The organism is Micromonospora musae, assembly GCF_003626635.1.
Lineage (GTDB): Bacteria > Actinomycetota > Actinomycetes > Mycobacteriales > Micromonosporaceae > Micromonospora > Micromonospora musae.
Window position 1 is genome coordinate 181,333 of record NZ_RAZT01000006.1, and the last position, 15,490, is coordinate 196,822.

16 protein-coding genes and 1 pseudogene are annotated in these 15,490 nt (G+C 69.8%); 12 read left to right on the forward strand and 5 right to left on the reverse strand.

The window, feature by feature from the left end:
* Positions 1-81 precede the first annotated feature (81 nt).
* Positions 82-255 (reverse strand): hypothetical protein, encoded by a 174-nt coding sequence (locus tag D7044_RS32620; RefSeq protein ID WP_199716610.1) that lies wholly within the window; start codon positions 253-255, stop codon positions 82-84.
* Positions 252-470: a hypothetical protein gene (locus D7044_RS13460; RefSeq protein WP_120689054.1), complete on the reverse strand. Its 219-nt coding sequence runs from the start codon at positions 468-470 to the stop codon at positions 252-254. The genes D7044_RS32620 and D7044_RS13460 overlap by 4 nt, the downstream gene beginning before the upstream one ends.
* A 586-nt stretch (positions 471-1,056) precedes the next feature.
* On the opposite strand from D7044_RS13460, the pseudogene D7044_RS32975 reads away from it, so the two are divergent.
* From D7044_RS32975 to D7044_RS13505, 8 genes and pseudogenes are all read left to right on the forward strand, one after another.
* Positions 1,057-1,188: pseudogene (locus D7044_RS32975) on the forward strand (transcriptional regulator); the annotation flags it as partial.
* A complete protein-coding gene (locus tag D7044_RS13475; protein WP_120675595.1) occupies positions 1,185-1,769 on the forward strand; it encodes an HD domain-containing protein in 585 nt (194 codons plus the stop codon). The pseudogene D7044_RS32975 and the gene D7044_RS13475, both read left to right, overlap by 4 nt.
* A gap of 41 nt (positions 1,770-1,810) precedes the next feature.
* On the forward strand, positions 1,811-2,323 hold the full coding sequence (locus D7044_RS13480) for a hypothetical protein (protein WP_120689058.1): 513 nt from the start codon (positions 1,811-1,813) through the stop codon (positions 2,321-2,323).
* Between the two features lie 512 nt (positions 2,324-2,835).
* Positions 2,836-3,402, forward strand: a complete 567-nt coding sequence (locus tag D7044_RS13485; protein WP_120675591.1) for an RNA polymerase sigma factor — start codon at positions 2,836-2,838, stop codon at positions 3,400-3,402.
* The gene (locus D7044_RS13490; RefSeq protein ID WP_120689059.1) at positions 3,399-4,466 is read left to right on the forward strand and encodes a hypothetical protein; all 1,068 of its coding nucleotides are present in this window, start codon (positions 3,399-3,401) and stop codon (positions 4,464-4,466) included. The genes D7044_RS13485 and D7044_RS13490 overlap by 4 nt, the downstream gene beginning before the upstream one ends.
* Before the next feature lie 291 nt (positions 4,467-4,757).
* Entirely contained in the window at positions 4,758-5,690 is a 933-nt protein-coding gene (locus D7044_RS13495; RefSeq protein ID WP_120689060.1) for a hypothetical protein, read from the forward strand.
* A gap of 37 nt (positions 5,691-5,727) precedes the next feature.
* Positions 5,728-6,345: a SigE family RNA polymerase sigma factor gene (locus tag D7044_RS13500; protein WP_120689062.1), complete on the forward strand. Its 618-nt coding sequence runs from the start codon at positions 5,728-5,730 to the stop codon at positions 6,343-6,345.
* A 1-nt stretch (position 6,346) separates the two neighbouring features.
* A complete protein-coding gene (locus tag D7044_RS13505; protein ID WP_120689063.1) occupies positions 6,347-7,207 on the forward strand; it encodes a hypothetical protein in 861 nt (286 codons plus the stop codon).
* A 129-nt stretch (positions 7,208-7,336) separates the two neighbouring features.
* Here D7044_RS13505 and D7044_RS13510 read toward each other — a convergent pair whose 3' ends face one another.
* Positions 7,337-8,431, reverse strand: coding sequence for a class I SAM-dependent methyltransferase (locus D7044_RS13510; RefSeq protein ID WP_233564974.1), 1,095 nt, complete (start codon positions 8,429-8,431; stop codon positions 7,337-7,339).
* 228 nt (positions 8,432-8,659) lie between these two features.
* Here D7044_RS13510 and D7044_RS13515 point away from each other — a divergent pair, with 228 nt between their 5' ends.
* From D7044_RS13515 to D7044_RS13530, 4 genes are read left to right on the forward strand one after another with little or no spacing between them, the layout of a single operon-like run.
* Complete coding sequence (locus D7044_RS13515) at positions 8,660-9,637, forward strand: ABC transporter ATP-binding protein (RefSeq protein ID WP_120689065.1); 978 nt, start codon at positions 8,660-8,662, stop codon at positions 9,635-9,637.
* Positions 9,634-10,398 carry an ABC transporter permease gene (locus D7044_RS13520; RefSeq protein ID WP_120689066.1) on the forward strand — a complete coding sequence of 255 codons (765 nt, stop codon included), beginning with the start codon at positions 9,634-9,636 and terminating at the stop codon, positions 10,396-10,398. Before D7044_RS13515 ends, D7044_RS13520 begins: the two co-directional genes overlap by 4 nt.
* A 28-nt stretch (positions 10,399-10,426) precedes the next feature.
* On the forward strand, positions 10,427-11,620 hold the full coding sequence (locus D7044_RS13525) for a sensor histidine kinase (RefSeq protein WP_158609988.1): 1,194 nt from the start codon (positions 10,427-10,429) through the stop codon (positions 11,618-11,620).
* Entirely contained in the window at positions 11,617-12,240 is a 624-nt protein-coding gene (locus D7044_RS13530; RefSeq protein WP_120689070.1) for a response regulator transcription factor, read from the forward strand. The genes D7044_RS13525 and D7044_RS13530 overlap by 4 nt, the downstream gene beginning before the upstream one ends.
* Positions 12,241-12,260: 20 nt before the next feature.
* Here D7044_RS13530 and D7044_RS13535 read toward each other — a convergent pair whose 3' ends face one another.
* Together D7044_RS13535 and D7044_RS13540 are read right to left on the reverse strand one after the other, a co-directional pair.
* Entirely contained in the window at positions 12,261-12,524 is a 264-nt protein-coding gene (locus tag D7044_RS13535; protein ID WP_158609989.1) for a hypothetical protein, read from the reverse strand.
* Positions 12,525-12,785: 261 nt separating this feature from the next.
* Entirely contained in the window at positions 12,786-15,425 is a 2,640-nt protein-coding gene (locus D7044_RS13540) for a TIM-barrel domain-containing protein (protein WP_233564975.1), read from the reverse strand.
* Between the last annotated feature and the right edge of the window lie 65 nt (positions 15,426-15,490).

Here is a 15,490-nt window from a genome sequence, read left to right on the forward strand (position 1 = left end):
GCGAAACCAATCGGCCTGAAGCCGCTCGGCGCAGGTCGGTTCGGGCGGCAGGTCGCTGTACTGGCTGCTGTACTGCTGGCGTCAGATGAGGCGGTGGATGCGGACCTTCGGGCGCTCGTTTCTGAGGTGTCCGTGCTTGTGTTGGCGGATTTGCTCGTCCCAGACCTCCTGGTCGTAGTCCGGGTTCGGCGGGATCCACCGGTGCGAGCCGTCGCTGTAGTGGAACTTCTCGTCGCCGGGTCGCAGGATGCTCATCGAATCCAGCCGAGGAAGCGTCGGTGCAGTACTCCCGCCGGCATCCAGGTCAGGTCCTCGGAGGCGCGCACGAGTTGGGCACCGAGGTAGAGCGCCAGGGATATCGGAGCGCCGTTGAACTCGGCGCGTAGTTCGTATTGCCGGGTGCGGCATGGCCAGGGCGCGTCGCAGCCGCCGCAGCTCCAGATCGGTAGCACTGGGCCGTGGGTGGTCATGCGCACCCGCCGAGTGGGCCCGCTGTCAGGAACCGCGGCCGCCGGTTCATGGCCCAGTCCGCCTGCCGGCACGGGTACGCCATACACAACCACGACGCCGCACGACCGGCAGTCGGGCCGCGTTTCGCCCGCAGTGGTACGACCCGGTTGCGCGGCTCCGCCTCGTTGCTCACTGCCCCTCCTGGGTGGGCCAGTGCCCTCGGTTGATCGGTATGCGATGTCGGTTACGGCAGGGCAGGTCGACGCCACAGCGGCAGATCCAGGCCCAATTTCGCCACGACCATGCCGGGCGGTGCCGTTGTGCCAGGGTCATCGCGACAGCGGTCACGTATTGGTCGTAGGAGACTCGCCGCCACGGTGGTGGCCCGTCCCGCATCCCTGTACTCCCTCCGCCGGGCAGCACTCCATGGCCGATCCCGAGCCACGGGACCGGATCTGGAACGTTCGGTAACTGCGACGCTACGATCAGAACGGCGACGAGTGGACTCACCGGCAGTACGCGTGAGCAGGCCAGACACCCGTCTGGAGGGGGCGACTCGCCAGGAACGTCGACCAGCGGTCAACGTAGGGATGTGGCATCGCCAGTCAGGCGCTCCTCAACCGCGGCATCCGACTCCTGGACAGCGACCGGGTCTCCGCACAATCCCGACAGGAACTAACCTCTATCGTCTACCGCCTGCGAGCGGACGGACTCACCGGCACAGGGACGGGCAGATGAGCGACGACCACGACGCCGCCGGAGCAATGAGCTTCATCTTCGAAGCCGGCGTACTCAAACGCGCCGCCCGCACCGGCTGGTGGTTCGCCGGCGTCAAGCACCCCGAGACCATCGCCGAACACTCCTTCCGCACCGCGCTCATCGGCATGATGCTCGCCGCCATGGAAGGCGCCGACCCCGCCCGGGTGTCCATGCTGTGCGTCCTGCACGACACCCAGGAAACCCGGATCACCGACATCCCACACATCGCCAAGCGCTACCTCACCGCCCAGCCCAACACCGCAGTCACCGCCGACCAGGTCGCCGCCTGCCCACCCGCAGTCGCCGACGTCATCACCGCCGCCGTCGCCGAATACGAAGCCGGCGACACCCTCGAAGCCATCATCGCCCGTGACGCCGACAAACTGGAATGCCTCGTCCAAGCCGTCGAATACCGCCACCAAGGAATCGACAACGTTCAACGCTGGATCGACAGCTCACGAGCAGCGCTCAAGACCGCGAGCGCGCACCGCCTCGCCGACGCCGCCCTCACCGGACAGCCCCTCGCCTGGCTCACCCCTTCTCGAACGCCGGGGCCCTAGCTGCTGACAGCTGGGCTGCTCCGTCAGGGCAGGCTTGGCACGTGCGCATCCGTTGGCAGGCCAGCATTGACGTGTTCACGCAAATGCTGGGGCGGCGCGGCGTCGAGCCTGCCGCCGTGACGGACGTCGAAGCGGCATGGGATGTGTTCGCTGAGTTCCTTCAACTGGAGATCGATGGCATTGACCCGACTCCGGACTCTGATGCTGATGGCTTCATAGTTCAATGGGGTCGACGGTCTTGGAGCGACAACCGCCCGATTCTGGCGTTCGCTCGGCAGTTGGCCGTCGCTGATGTCGGTGATCGTGCCGATCCCTACTGGCAGCCTGAACTATGGCAGCTCGACTTCGAGATGACCTTCGACGATGAGCCCCGTCTGACCGGCCTCGACAGCCTCGACGTCCAGAACACGGGATTCAGGTTCGCTCCCATCGGACCGCTGCGCGCTGCGGCTCTGGCCGATGCCCGGGCGGAGGCGCAACGGCATGCCCCTGTTCGGGCAGCTTGGATCACGACCCCAGCGAGTAGCGTCTTATCCTTCGAATGCGTCAGTTGATCTCCGAACCATGAGGTGGAGGCGGTTCATCAATCGGTAGAGCAGGATCAGGCCCGATTGACGTATCGGCACCCGGTGCGGCTCTGGCGCCCGTCGAGCACGCCAGCGCGGTCTTCCTCCCGGATCGTCGGACTCGGCTTCCGAGACGCCGAGCCGCCTTCCTGCCGCTGATGCAGACCACATCCCGCTGGCGCTCGATTGCACCGCCTGGTCTCCCGAAATCGCCGAGCGGCCCAGCACGCCCCTGCCTGCCGTCCACGATGGCCCGGATTCGCTCACCTCCACGGGTGGGGCACGCTGCGCAAACCCCAGGATGCGATGTCCAGGCTCCCCACCCGCGCCGGCCATTCGTCAGGCCCACGAGCGTGAACGAACATGACCCATCGCGAAAAGGTGCGCGGCCACGCTTCCCCCTCGGGCGTTCTTCGTCTGCGGCGGGGCCACCTGCCCGATGTTCCACATTCCTCGGCCTGGGCTGTCACGATCGGACCTCAACCGGACATGGGGTGTGTGTGAGCTCCGGGACCGAGCACGAGGAACGCTTCCGCCGCATCTACGCGAGCAACTTCCAGCCGCTGCTCGCGTACGCCCTGCGACGTGCCGCGCAGCCCGAGGACGCGGCCGACGTCGTTGCCGAGACCTTCCTCGTCGCTTGGCGCCGCGGTCACGAGATGCCGGCCGACGCCGAAGTCAAGTTGTGGCTGTACGGCGTCGCCCGACGCATTCTTGCCAACCACCACCGCACCGGACTACGCCGCGAGCGACTGGGTGAGCGGCTCCGGCATCGAATGAGGGCCGCCGTCGCCGCCGACCCAGGCAGCGAGGTACCCGAACGACTCGCCATCCAGGCCGCGCTGGCCCGCCTCGGCGAGCTGGACCGGGAGGTGCTGACGCTCACCGTCTGGGAGGGCCTCGAGCCGCGCGAGGTGGCAATGGTCCTTCGGGTGGACCCGGCCGTGGTCCGCACCCGCCTTTCGCGCGCGCGAGCCAGGCTGCGCGATCTCATCAGTGACGACCTCGCCCCACCCGGACATGTACTCGACGTCCTGACCGCACCCGCCCCGAAGGAGGGCAGATGACCGACGAACACCTCGACCGGCTGGTCCGGGACGCCGACCCCTACCGACCCGATGTCATCGGACACCTCGACGGGGCTAAGCAGACACTCCTGGAGGAAATCATGTCTGTGCCGACCCTCCAGCGCGTCCTCGAACCGCCGCCGCCACACCCCACGACGCCCCGCAGCATTGTCCGCCGCTCCGCCGGAGCACTGGCCGCGGCCGCCCTTTTCGCGGGCATCCTCGCCGTGCCCGCCATGCTTCCCGACCATCGGGACGACCGCCAGGCCGTTCCCGCCGGCACCCCGATCGTCTACTCGGCCGCGGCGATCAAGGCTGCCGAGGAGAACCCGCGGTTGCTGATCAACCAGCCCGGCTGGACGGTGACCACCGTCTACGGATTCGCCAAGCAGCAGGGCACCATCGCCTTCCGCAACGGCCAGGCGGAGCTGGAGATGAACTGGTACCCCGCCGACGCCTACGACGACTTCTACGCCGACCGGCTCCGCGCCAGCAAACCGGAGCCCGTGACGATCGACAGCTGGTCCGGTCACCTCTTCACCTACAGTGCCGGCGACTTCGCGGTCACGCTTCGTCCCCGCGACGGTGTCTTCGTCGAGCTTCGCACCCGAAGCCGCTGGACCCGGGACACGTTCGAACGACTGCTCACCGATGTGGTGCGCGTCGACGCCCGCACCTGGCTCGCCGCGCTTCCGGCGGAGGTCGTCACGCCCGACCGGGTGGCCGCGGAGGCGGCCATCGCGCTCGCCGACGTGCCGCTGCCGCCGAGGTTCGACATCGCCGCCCTGGGTCACATCGGCATCAACGATCCCTACCAGTTCGGCACGGAGGTGACCGGCAGCGTCGGCTGCGCCTGGGTCTCGGAATGGCTCCGCGCGAAGCGCATCGGCGACGACGCGGCGCTCAAGCAGGCAAGCGACGCGCTGCTCAGCAGCCACAAGTGGCGAGTGCTGCACCAGATGAACGACAAGGGTGACTGGCCGGAGGTGTTCTGGGGCATCGCCGACAAGGTCGCCGCCGGGACCCCGCCAACCGGCTATGTCCAAGCGTTGGGCTGCGACTAGCTGTTCGTGGGCCCGACACACCGAAGGCCCTGACCTGGACTGCGTCCTGTCTGGGCCTTCGTGCTGGAGCGGGCGCGCACAACGGCACGCCCGCCATCGACTGGACCGTCCAGCGGCCCGTCGGAAAACCTCACAGGTAGTGCCACCACCAGCCGCCGGCGACTGTCGGCTAGCCGACACTTATCGGTCACATCCGTTCGCAACCGGTCGGGGGGTCAACGAGTGTCTTGCCCGTGACACCGTCGACGGCGAGCGCCGCCGACGGACAAACGGGGAATCGGAGGCTCCAACATGACCAGGACCACCACCCGCCGGCTCGTCGCCGGCGTTCTCGGGGCGGGGCTCGCGGTGACCGGCGTGGCCACCCCCGCCGCGCACGCCGCCGCCGCGCACGACACGTCGGTCTCGGTCGGCCGGCTTGTATTGAACCCGACCGACCGGGGCTACACCGGCAGCCTGCCGGTGACCGTCAACTACCGGGGAGCGGAGGCCTCCTACCTCGAGCTGACCCTCACCGAGCCGGTGCCGGGGGCGTTCGCCGGGCTGGTGCCCAGCGAAGCGTGTATCACCATCAGCCCGACGCCGCTGCGTACGATCTCCTGCATCGTGCCGGGCGGCGACCTCCAGCCCGGCGAGCGGCGCCGGTTCACTGTCGATTTCCGGGTCCTCACCGCGCCCCGGGCCCACGCCATGTCGGCCGCGGGCGGCCGGGTGACGGTGGACGCCGGGGACGCGAACCCCGCGAACGACACCGCCTCGTTCGACACGCGGTTCCGCTCCACCACGGGTTCGCTGCGCAACCCGCAGCCGTACCAGTGGGACACCCGGACCGACGCCTCGCTGACCGTCGGCTCCGCGACCCTGACCCGGCAGGAGGACGGGAGCTGGGCCGGCCGGCTGCCGATCACGGTGCGCTCCGCCGGCGACGCCGCGCACGACATGTACTGGCTGGAGCCGACGTTGCCCGCCGGCGTGGAGGTCGCCGGGATCGAACCGGAGGAGGGCTGCGCCGGGGTCTGCGGGGTGGCCGGCGGGGCGTTCATGCAGGGCGAGGAGCGGGCGCTCACGCTGCTGCTCCGGGCACCCGCGGAGGTCGCGCCCGGGGACCTTGGCACCGGTTCGGTGCGGCTGTTCGCCCTCTTCGGTTGGGGCGACGAGCTCGTCGACGTGTCGCCCGCCGACAACACCGCCAGCTTCGGCGTCCGTGCCGTCGACGCGGCCTGACACCTCTATGACGAAAGGGCAGGCGCGGCCGTGGATCATGGATTCACGGCCGCGCGTTCCCGCCCCGCCGGCCCCGCGGACCGCATCCGAGCCGCACACTGCCGCCCGGACCGCCTCCGACGAGACCGGCCCCCGCTTCGACGAGATCTACCGGCACAATTTCCAGAGCCTGGTGGTGCAGCTCTACGCGTTCGTCGGAGACATGAGCGAGGCCCAGGACCTGGTGCAGGAGGCGTTCAGCCGGGCGTGGCCACGCTGGGAGCGGATCGCCCGCTACGACGACCCGGTGGCCTGGGTACGGCGAGTGGCTTGGAACGCCGCAGCCAGCCGCTGGCGCCGGCTACGCACCGCCTGGCTGTTCCAACAGCGGCAGCGGCTGGATGTCGTGGCCGGGCCGGAGCCCGATCGGGTGGCGCTGACCGCCGCGCTCGGCGCGCTCCCCGCCAGCCAGCGGCGCGCGGTGGTCCTGTTCTACCTGGCCGAGCTCACGGTCAACGAGATCGCCGAGGACTGCGGTGTGGCGCCGGGGACGGTCAAGTCCTGGTTGCACCGTGCTCGTACGGCGCTGGCGGCCGGCCTCGCCGACGGCGAAGCCGGCCGACCGGGCAGCGGACGGACGCCCGCGGGCGGGTCGACGGAGAGGACGGTGAACTGACGTGGACGACCGAGACCAGAGCGCGGACCGGTTGGCCGGCGCCTTCGCCGAGTTCCGCGGCGCCAGCCTGCGCCGGGCCGCCGAACCCGACCCAGATGAGCCCCGCCGGCGGGCGTACCGCCGGTTGCGGAACCGCGTCGCGGCGCCGGTCGTCGCGGCCACTGTTGCCCTGCTCGCCGTCGCGGTCGGCCTCGCCGGCAATGCGGTCACCCAGCCGCCGCTCGTGACCACCGACGAGTCACCCCCCGCCACTGAGATCCCGCCGGCCACCCCGAGTACCGCGCCGACCGGTCCGACCCCGAGTTCGTCGGCCACACCGACCACGCCGACCAGCCCGACGCCTACGGCCACCGCCTCCGGGACGCCGTCGGCGGCCTCGGCCACCCCATCCGGCGGCCGATCCGCGGCACCACCGTCGGCGACCTCCACCCGCCGGCTCGACCTGTCGATCAGCTCCCCCGGGTCGGTCACCCTCGACCCGACCGGTGACGCCTACACGGGGTGGTTGACGTTCACCATCTCCAACGCCGGCGACCGGGCGTACGACGCCAACGACATGATCGTGGTGCTGCCGGTGGAGGCGACGGTCGACTTCGGCGACAGCGCCATCGGTGGCTGCTTCAACCAGGGGCAGGACGACGACACCAGGACGATGTTCTGCACCGGGGACCGGCAGATTCCGGCGGGTGGGTCCCGCTCGTACCGCTTCGGCTTGCGAGTGGAGATCGCGCCGGGCCCGACAGCCCGTACCCTCGACGGCCTCGCTCTCACCGTGCGCGCCAACGACCGAGGGGCCTTCCCCGCGGACCGCACTCCGGCCGACAACACCGCTCGGATCGACCTCGAACTGCCTCCAGGCTGATCGCGACGCGGCGTCCCGACTCAAGCGGACCGGCACGCCGCGGCCGCCTGCCAACTCACCCCGTCCTTCGCTCGCCGCATCACCCGCCGTGACCTGTCGGCCTGACACGCGTCTCGTGGGCGGCGCCTGTCACGACGAAGGGGGCGTGGTCGGGGACCGATGTTGGCCAGGCTGTTGGCGGGCGGCGATGGCGAGGAACCGGTGTGCTGGGTCGTCGTAGTGGGTGAGGTACCAGCCGGTTCGGAGCAGGGCGAAGCGGAGTGGGGTTTCGGCGAGGGGTTCGTCGGGGCGCAGGGTCCGGCCGTGGCGGGCGGCGAGCGCGGCGCGGCCGGAGGGGTGGAACAGGACTAGTCGGCCGCCGGGTCGGGTGACGCGGGCGAGTTCGCGTAGGCCGTCGCCGGTGTCGGGTAGATGCGTGATGAGACCGGCGGCGAAGATCACGTCGGCGGCCGTATCCGGGAGGGGCAGGCGGCGGGCGTCGGCGAGGACGAGGCCGGCGTGGGCGGTGGTGGCGCGTGCGCGGGCAACGTCGAGCATTTGCGGGGTCAGGTCGACGCCGACGACGGTGCCGGTGGGTCCGACCGCGTCACGCAGGGCGGGCAGGGCGCGGCCGGTGCCGCAGCCGACGTCGATGGCCACCCCGCCGCTGGGGATGGTGGCTTCGGCGATGGCGGCGGCGTAGGCGGGCAGGTCGTCGCCGAATTTGGTGTCCCAGGTCGCGGCGCGGGCGGCGAAGAACGCTTGGGCTTCGGTGCGGTACCAGAGGTTGGTGGGCGCAACCCATCGGTCGAGGTGCTGGATGACCGGCCAGGTGGCGTCGTGCAGGTCGACGACGATATCCGCGTCGTCAGCCGGGCGGCGGTTGCTGCTCAGGGTGGGGGCGCTGCGCACCCAGATGCTCAGCTGCCAGCGATCGGCTGGGTGGTCGGCGCGCCAGCGGGAGCCGTCGGCGATGACCACGGTGTCGGCGGCGCGGCCGTTGCGGGCGTCGGCGTGGGTCGTGCAGGTGGCCTCGGTGAGCCGCACACAGCGGCGGCCGGCGTTGCGCAGGACAGCGGTGAGCCGGTCGGCCAGCAGCGCGGCGCGGTGATCGTGCCCGTCGATGAGCACGGCAGGCGAGCCGGCCGGGATGGCGGCGGCCAGGTGGGTGAGGACGGTGCTCCATCGGTGCCGCTGTTCGCTGGTCATGGTGTCCCAGTGGGCCGCCGCCATCCGCGCGTTCATCTCATCATGATGCAGCTGCGAGACCGTCAGAGCTAGACGTACGGCACTTGCGATGCGATCCGGTTGATTTGCACCGCAGATGCGATCGGCTCACCAAACCCGGCCAGCGCCACCACCCGCAAGGCCCGTGGTCGTCTCGACCCCCGCTGGCTTCGTAGCTGACAAATGTCATTCCGGCGATGACGGTCGTGACTACTCGGGCTCCGGTAGACACGGGAGCCTGGGAACATGTCGCTCTCCCAGCATCTGCCCGAGCGGGTGCCTGTCGTCGCAGTCGAGGCAGTCTCGTGTTCGTACCGCGATTTCGTCGCCGTCGAGACCGTCAGCCTGTCGGTGCGGGCCGGCCACATTCACGCACTTCTCGGCACGAACGGTGCGGGGAAGACGACTCTGCTGGAGACGATCCAGGGGTTGCGGCGCCCCGCATCGGGCAGCATCGAGGTGTTCGGGCGCGACCCTCGGCGGCACCGTGCCGAGGTTGCCGGGCGCACCGGCACGATGCTCCAGGAGTCCGGGCTCGTGGATGAGATGACGGTCGCGGATCAGCTCTCGCTGTGGCGAGGCGTGAGCGTACGTGAGGACTCGGTGGATCGCGTCCTCGAACTCGTCGGACTCGATCACCGCCGCCGGGTACCGGTATCGGTGCTCTCCGGTGGGGAAAGGCGACGCCTCGACTTCGCGATGGCGCTCTGGGGCGACCCGGAACTGGTGGTGCTGGACGAGCCGACGACGGGCCTGGACCCGCAATCGCGTCGCACGATGTGGTCGATCATCCGCGACCTCAACACCCGTGGTACGACCGTGCTCCTCACGACGCACTACTTGGAGGAGGCACAGCACCTCGCGGACTCGGTGACGATCCTCGACAAGGGGCGGATCGCGGTCGAGGGCACGATGTCCGACGTACTCGCGGCGATCCCCGCCCGCATCACGTTCATCTCTGCGGCGTCGTCGGCGGTGCTGGCCGAGCTGCGGTTGCTCGTCGTCGGCGATGTCGCGCAGACGCCCATCGTCGACACCTGCGGTTCAGCGGATACCTGGTCGGTGACCGTCCAGACCCCGCGGTTGCAGGACGATGTCGCCGCCGTCATGGACTGGGCCCGCGCGCATGGTCTGCGCCTGGAGCAGCTTCGTTGCGCCCCGGCCTCGCTGGAAGAGGTCTTCTTCGAAATGCCCGCCCTCGCCGCTGGTAGGGCCGACTCATGACGACCACCACGACCCACCGCAGAAGCGCCGGCCAGCTCGTCGCATCCCTCATCGCCGCCGAACTGCGGGTGTTCCTGAGACAGCCCGTCATGCTCGCCCTGACGCTGCTGCTCCCCGCCGGGCTGCTCGCGATCACCGCGATCGGCGAGACCTCCGATATCTCCGAACTCTGGGCGCAGGTCGCGGGCCGCAACGTGGTCGCGGCCCAGTGCATCACCGTCTACTTCGTCGCCCTGAACACGATCACCGCACGCCGGCACACCCTCGCGCTGAAACGGTTGCGCACGACCGCGCTGCCCAGCTTCGGGATCGTGGCCGGCCTCCTCACCCCGCCCCTTCTCGTCGGAGCGTTCCAGGTCATCGTGGTGCTCGTCGGGCTGGTGGCGCTCGGCGCGCCCACGCCCGATGCGGCGGTACTGGTCGTCGTGTCGGCGCTCGCCGGGATGGTGATCGCGGCACTCGCGGGTGTGGTGACGAGCGCGTTCACGGCAACACCGGAGAAGGCGCAGTGGACGATGCTGCCGCTGTTCGTCGCGACGATGGGTGCGGTCGCGGTGCTGCCGTCGATCGGTGACGGCGTAGGCGGTACGGCTCTGCGGCTGGTGCCGCTCGTGGCCAATGCGCATCTGGTGACGGCAGGATGGCACCTGGACGGTGTCGCCAGCGAGGCGGCCGCCGCCGATCTCAGCATCATGGCCGCCTGGATCGTCCTGCTCGGGGTGCTCGCCTGGCGCACGTTCCGATGGGAGCGCCGACACTGAACGCACGGCAACGATGACGGGAGGGCGTATGAGCAGGCAGAAGCGTGATCGCTTCCGCGGCATCGCCGCCTACGTGCACGCTTCTCATGCCGCGCTCGCGCTGGCCTCGTTCGCCGCGCCCGTGGTGGCGCTCGCTCTTGAGGCTTCGGTCGTACCCGGCTTGGCGTTCTTGGTCGCGCTCTTCGCCGGGATCGTCGCGGTGGGTGGGGCACTGGCCGTCGCCGTCGATTTCGCGCCCTGGCATCGCCTCACCCGCCCCTTCGCTCCCCCGTGCCGCCGTGCGCTGTTGAGCGTTGCCGTCGTGGTCGCGGCGCTCGTCGTCATACTCCTCCTACCGTCGTCGGGAGGAGCCGTGGGTGTTGCGGTGATCCCGCTGGCGTGGGCGCTGCGCGCAGTCGCGGACGGGTCGTTCTGGTCCGGTATCGCCCGCATGTTCGCCGCCGCCCTGGGCTGCGGACTTGTCACCGCGCTCACCTCGGCTTGGAGCGGACAAGCCTGGGATTCCCTCGGCCTGGCTGTCGCCGTACTCCTGGCCTTCGGGTTACTCGGGCAGGACTCGATCTACATCCTCGCGATCGAACTCGACGACCTGCGCGCCCTAGAAGCGGATCGTGCGGTGGCGACCGAACGCAAGCGCCTCGCCGGCGACCTCCACGACATCCAGGGTCAGCATCTCGGCCTCATCACGGTCGAAGCGGAACTCGTCACGAAACTCATCGCGAGCGGAGACACCGCGGGGGCCGCAGCTCACGCCCGGCGGCTACAAGCCATCGCCGGCGACGCGTTGGATGAACTGCACCGGGTCGTGCACGACACCCGCGCCGTCACTCTCGATCAGGAACTCACCAACGCGGCTCGCGTGCTCGAAGCGGCCGGCATTGCCGTCGCCCGGAACGTCGACCGTATCGACTTCCTGCCCGAGACGGCGGACCGGCTGTTCGGCCTGACCGTGCGGGAAGCAATCACCAACATCCTCAAACACTCGCGCACCCGGGACTGCACCATTCAGGTCAGATGCGAGGCACGAGCCGGCAACGATGGCATCGTACTGACGGTGACGGACTCCGGCCCCGCCGCTACTCATGCGGTTCGGACACGTGGTACCGGGTTGATCATGTTGCGCGAGCGCTACCTGGACGCCGGTGGTGAATGCACCTTCGTCTCAGGTCCGGGAGCCAAGCTCACTGCCTGGGTACCCATGACCGGAGGAGGTTCCCGATGACCGAGCCGGGCACGCCGATCCGCGTCATCCTCGCCGATGACGAACTCCTGCTGCGCGAGGCCGTGATGACACTGCTCGCCCTCGAAGACGGCATCACCGTGCTCGGAACCGCCGCCACCGGCGCTGAGGCCGTCGAACTCGTCCGGAAGGCCCGCCCCGATGTGGCCGTGCTCGACCTCGAAATGCCGACCCAGGACGGCATCGAAGCCGCCGCCGAGATCCAGCTGATCGCACCCGGCACCCGGGTCGTGCTGCTGACCCGCCATGCCCGCCCGGCGGTACTCCGCCGCGCCCTCGACGCCGGGGTCTCCGCGTTCGTCACGAAGGCCACCTCCGTCAAAGAACTCCCGAGCATCCTCCGGTCCGTCGCGTCCGGAGGTCGATACGTCGACGGCGCCGTGGCTACCGCCGCCCTGTCTGAGAGCAACTGCCCGCTCACCGAACGCGAGATCGATGTGCTCCGCGAATCCCTCGACGGCGCAACCATTCGCGTCATCGCCGAACGTACCCATCTCGCCCCCGGCACAGTGCGCAACTACATCTCGACCGCCATGACGAAACTCGGTGCCGCCAACCGCGTCCAGGCTGCGCGCGTTGCGTGGAATGAGGGCTGGATCTAGCGCGCCACCCCGGAACAGGGTTATCGCCGACGCCACGTCGGTAGGCCGGCGGCGGCGCGGAGCACGAAGTACAGCACCGTCGCGCCCAGCAGCGCCCACCGCCACAGCTCCCGGAGATCGTCGGGAAAGATCACGAAGACGAGGAGCGCAACCGCACCGATCTGCACGATCGCGGACAGCACCTCCCGGGCCGGTGTGGATGCCGGGCCGACGCTCATCAGGTCCACTGCCAAGCTTCGCTTCGGGGCCCGCTGCTGCCGTGGTCCATCACTCCATCCGCTCATGCGTCCACGGTTCCGCACCGGCCCGGAAGGCGTTAGGCGCAGTTGTCACCGCTCCGATGACAAACGTCACGAGCAGTCGTGACGGGGCTTACTGCCGCCCGTTTCCGGTCTGTCGCAGCCGACGCGGTGTTCGGTTCACGGGCGCTGAAATGCTGAATGCGCCGGCCGGATGGGTTGCCCCATCCGGCCGGCGTCCGGACCCGTCCTGCAAACCGACCCGGAGGGCCGGCACTGGTGGGTACCGGTCTGGGACTGACCGTCTCAGTGCTTCTTGAACACCGGCATGGTGTCCAGCGTGGTGGTGATGTTCTGCGTGGTGCCGCCCCGATACGTCTTCCCGGTGAAGATGTCGGTCCAACTGTTGCCCGGCGGGAACCACACCGACGTCGTAGCGGTGTTGCCGGGCGTGGTCACCGGTGCCACCAGGTAGTCCGGGCCGTAGAGGTACTCGGAACCGGCGGTGGCGTACGCGGCCTGCTCATGCGGGTAGGCCAGGTACATCGAGCGGACGATGGGCGTACCCGTGCGGGTGGCCTCCTTGGCGGCGGCGTAGGTGTACGGCAGCAGCTTCTCCCGCAGGTTCAGGAACTTCTTGGCCGACGCCTCCGCCGCCGGGCCGTACTGCCAGGGCAGCCGGTCGCTGTGGTTGGAGTGCAGCCGGTCGATCGGCTGGAACGTACCGAACTGGACCCACCGGGCGTAGAGGTCGTCGGGCAGCTTCGTGCTGCCCGGCTCGCTGCCTGGCTCCTGCAGGCCGCCGGTGTGCCCGCCGATGTCGTGGCTGACCGCGGCCAGCCCGGTCGCGGCCGACTCGCCCGGCGTGTAGCCGACCTGCATCTGCAGGGTCTGCCAGTTGGAGACGGTGTCGCCGGTGAAGTGCAGCGTGGTGCGCTTGTCGGCCCACGGGCCGGTCGGCACCGGGGTCGGGCTGCTGTAGCCGCCGGCCTGCAACGATCCGTACGCCCGGGAGAAGGCGAAACCGGTCTTGTCGGCGTACTGCTGGTTGATCCAGGCGTCCGGGGTCACCCCGGCGAGGGAGGACTTGGAGTTGTCGCAGCACCAGTCCATCCACCAGAGGTCCGGGCCCTTGCTGCCCTTCGGCACCATCCCGTCGTGCAGCTGCAGGTACGCCTTGAGCTGATCCGGGTCGCCGAAGTCGAACGCGTAGCAGTCGGCGCCGCCGTTGCAGCCGACGCGCTGCAGCTTGCCCTTCGCGGTGGCCTGCGCCTGCGCGAACTTCGGGTCCGAGCCGAGGATGCTCGGGTGGATGTTGATGCCGGTGTGCAGACCCTGCTTCTTGGCCCAGTCGAAGAACGCCTTCGGGTCGGGGATCCGGGTGGGGTCGATGCTCCAGCCGCTCCACTTGTTCGGCGCCTTGACGTCGGTGTCGAGGACGAGCACGTCCATCGGCACACCCTCGGACTTGGCCCGGGCCACGAGGTTCTGGAACTCGGTCGCGGTGCGGTCGTAGTACTCGGACCACCACACCCCGTACGCCCACTCCGGCAGCAGCTTCGTGGGCCCGGTCAGGGTCGACAGCTCCTTCAGACCACGGGTGAAGTCCTGCCCGTACGCGAAGACGTAGCCGTCCTGCTCGGCGGCGGGCCGGGGCTTGGTGTCGCGCAGGGCCGAAGCCGAGTCGTCGAGCAGGTACCAGCCGTCCTGGTAGAGCAGGCCCGCGGAGGTGAGCGCGGAACCGGAGACCCCGTCCAGGCCCCGGCGGTAGCCGCCGAGCGGCGCGTGCGGGGCGAGCAGCGGGGACTTCGCGCTCGTGACGGCGACCGTGTCCACGTTGACGTTGCAGCTGGCGTCCGTGGGGCAGCCCAGCGTCACGGTGTTGGTGCCGCGGGTGAGGTGGACCGGGACGGAGATCGTGTTCCAGTAGTCCCATCCGCTGGTCGGCGGAAGGCTCGCCGTGACCGGTGCCGCGGTTCCCGCCGTGACCGACATGGTGCGCGTCTGGCTCGGCTGGGAGCCGGCCTGGCCGTTGGCGTAGCGGATCTGCACCCGGTAGTCACCGGCGGACGGCACGTTCGTCACGGTGAGCGCGGCGGCGGACGTGGTGCTCTCCAGGCCGGCGAGGAAGCCCGTACCGGAGGCGCCGTTGTGGTCGTTCGCGGGCTTCGCACCGCCGGTCAGCGCGCCGGTCTCCGCCTCGCCGAGCGTCCCGAACGGCAGGGGCTGTGGCTGGGGTGCGGCCGGCGCCGGGAACGGTTCGCCCGGGTTGACCACCGCGAGGCTGTCGATGTTCACATTGCCGGAGTCGTTGGGACCCCGCAGGACGCTGATCTCGTGCCGGCCCGCGGTGAGGTCGACCGGCACGTTGGCCAGGCCCCAGGTGTCCCAGTTCGCGGTGGGCGGCAGCGTCAGCGTGCGGCCGGGCTCGCCGTCGACCAGGACCGTCAGGGTGCGGTCCACGGTCTGGCCGTCACCGCCGGCGCTGTTGGCGTAGCGGACGGTGAGCTGCTTCGTGCCATCCGCCGGGGCGTCGAGCGCGAACTTGACCGAGTCGCCGGAGGAGGTGAAACCGGCCGCGAACCCGCGTCCGGTATATCCCCGGTGGTCGGTTGCCACGCCGGGGCCGCTGAGCTGCAGCGCTTCGGCCTCACAGAGCGCGCCGAGGGCGCAGTCCGGAGCACCGCGGCCGGCCCAGGGCTGGGCCTGCACGACCTGCTTGCCGGTCTTGAGCTGCACGGTGAGGTTGTCCGCGGTGAACGCGCCCGAGCCCACCTGGTAACGCAACGTCATCGCGCCGGTGTCGATGGTGAGCCAGCCGTGGTCGACGTGCTTCGTGAAACGCGTACGGGGGAAGTCGTCGCGCCCGACGGCGTTGAACGTGGCGGCGTCGGTGAACTTGCCGTCCTTCTGGTACTCGGTGCGGATCAGGGTCGGGGAGAGCACTTCGAAACGTGCGTTCCCTGACCGGACGGCTCCGTCCTTCGCCTGGTTGTGGCTGGCCTGGGCCG

Coding starts and splice junctions, on each gene's coding strand:
- D7044_RS32620 (WP_199716610.1), bottom strand. CDS start 255: ATGAGCATCCTGCGACCCGGCGACGAGAAGTTCCACTACAGCGACGGC.
- D7044_RS13520 (WP_120689066.1), top strand. CDS start 9,634: ATGACGACCACCACGACCCACCGCAGAAGCGCCGGCCAGCTCGTCGCA.
- D7044_RS13515 (WP_120689065.1), top strand. CDS start 8,660: ATGTCGCTCTCCCAGCATCTGCCCGAGCGGGTGCCTGTCGTCGCAGTC.
- D7044_RS13500 (WP_120689062.1), top strand. CDS start 5,728: ATGGATTCACGGCCGCGCGTTCCCGCCCCGCCGGCCCCGCGGACCGCA.
- D7044_RS13460 (WP_120689054.1), bottom strand. CDS start 470: ATGACCACCCACGGCCCAGTGCTACCGATCTGGAGCTGCGGCGGCTGC.
- D7044_RS13495 (WP_120689060.1), top strand. CDS start 4,758: ATGACCAGGACCACCACCCGCCGGCTCGTCGCCGGCGTTCTCGGGGCG.
- D7044_RS13530 (WP_120689070.1), top strand. CDS start 11,617: ATGACCGAGCCGGGCACGCCGATCCGCGTCATCCTCGCCGATGACGAA.
- D7044_RS13490 (WP_120689059.1), top strand. CDS start 3,399: ATGACCGACGAACACCTCGACCGGCTGGTCCGGGACGCCGACCCCTAC.
- D7044_RS13475 (WP_120675595.1), top strand. CDS start 1,185: ATGAGCGACGACCACGACGCCGCCGGAGCAATGAGCTTCATCTTCGAA.
- D7044_RS13525 (WP_158609988.1), top strand. CDS start 10,427: ATGAGCAGGCAGAAGCGTGATCGCTTCCGCGGCATCGCCGCCTACGTG.
- D7044_RS13535 (WP_158609989.1), bottom strand. CDS start 12,524: ATGAGCGGATGGAGTGATGGACCACGGCAGCAGCGGGCCCCGAAGCGA.
- D7044_RS13510 (WP_233564974.1), bottom strand. CDS start 8,431: ATGAACGCGCGGATGGCGGCGGCCCACTGGGACACCATGACCAGCGAA.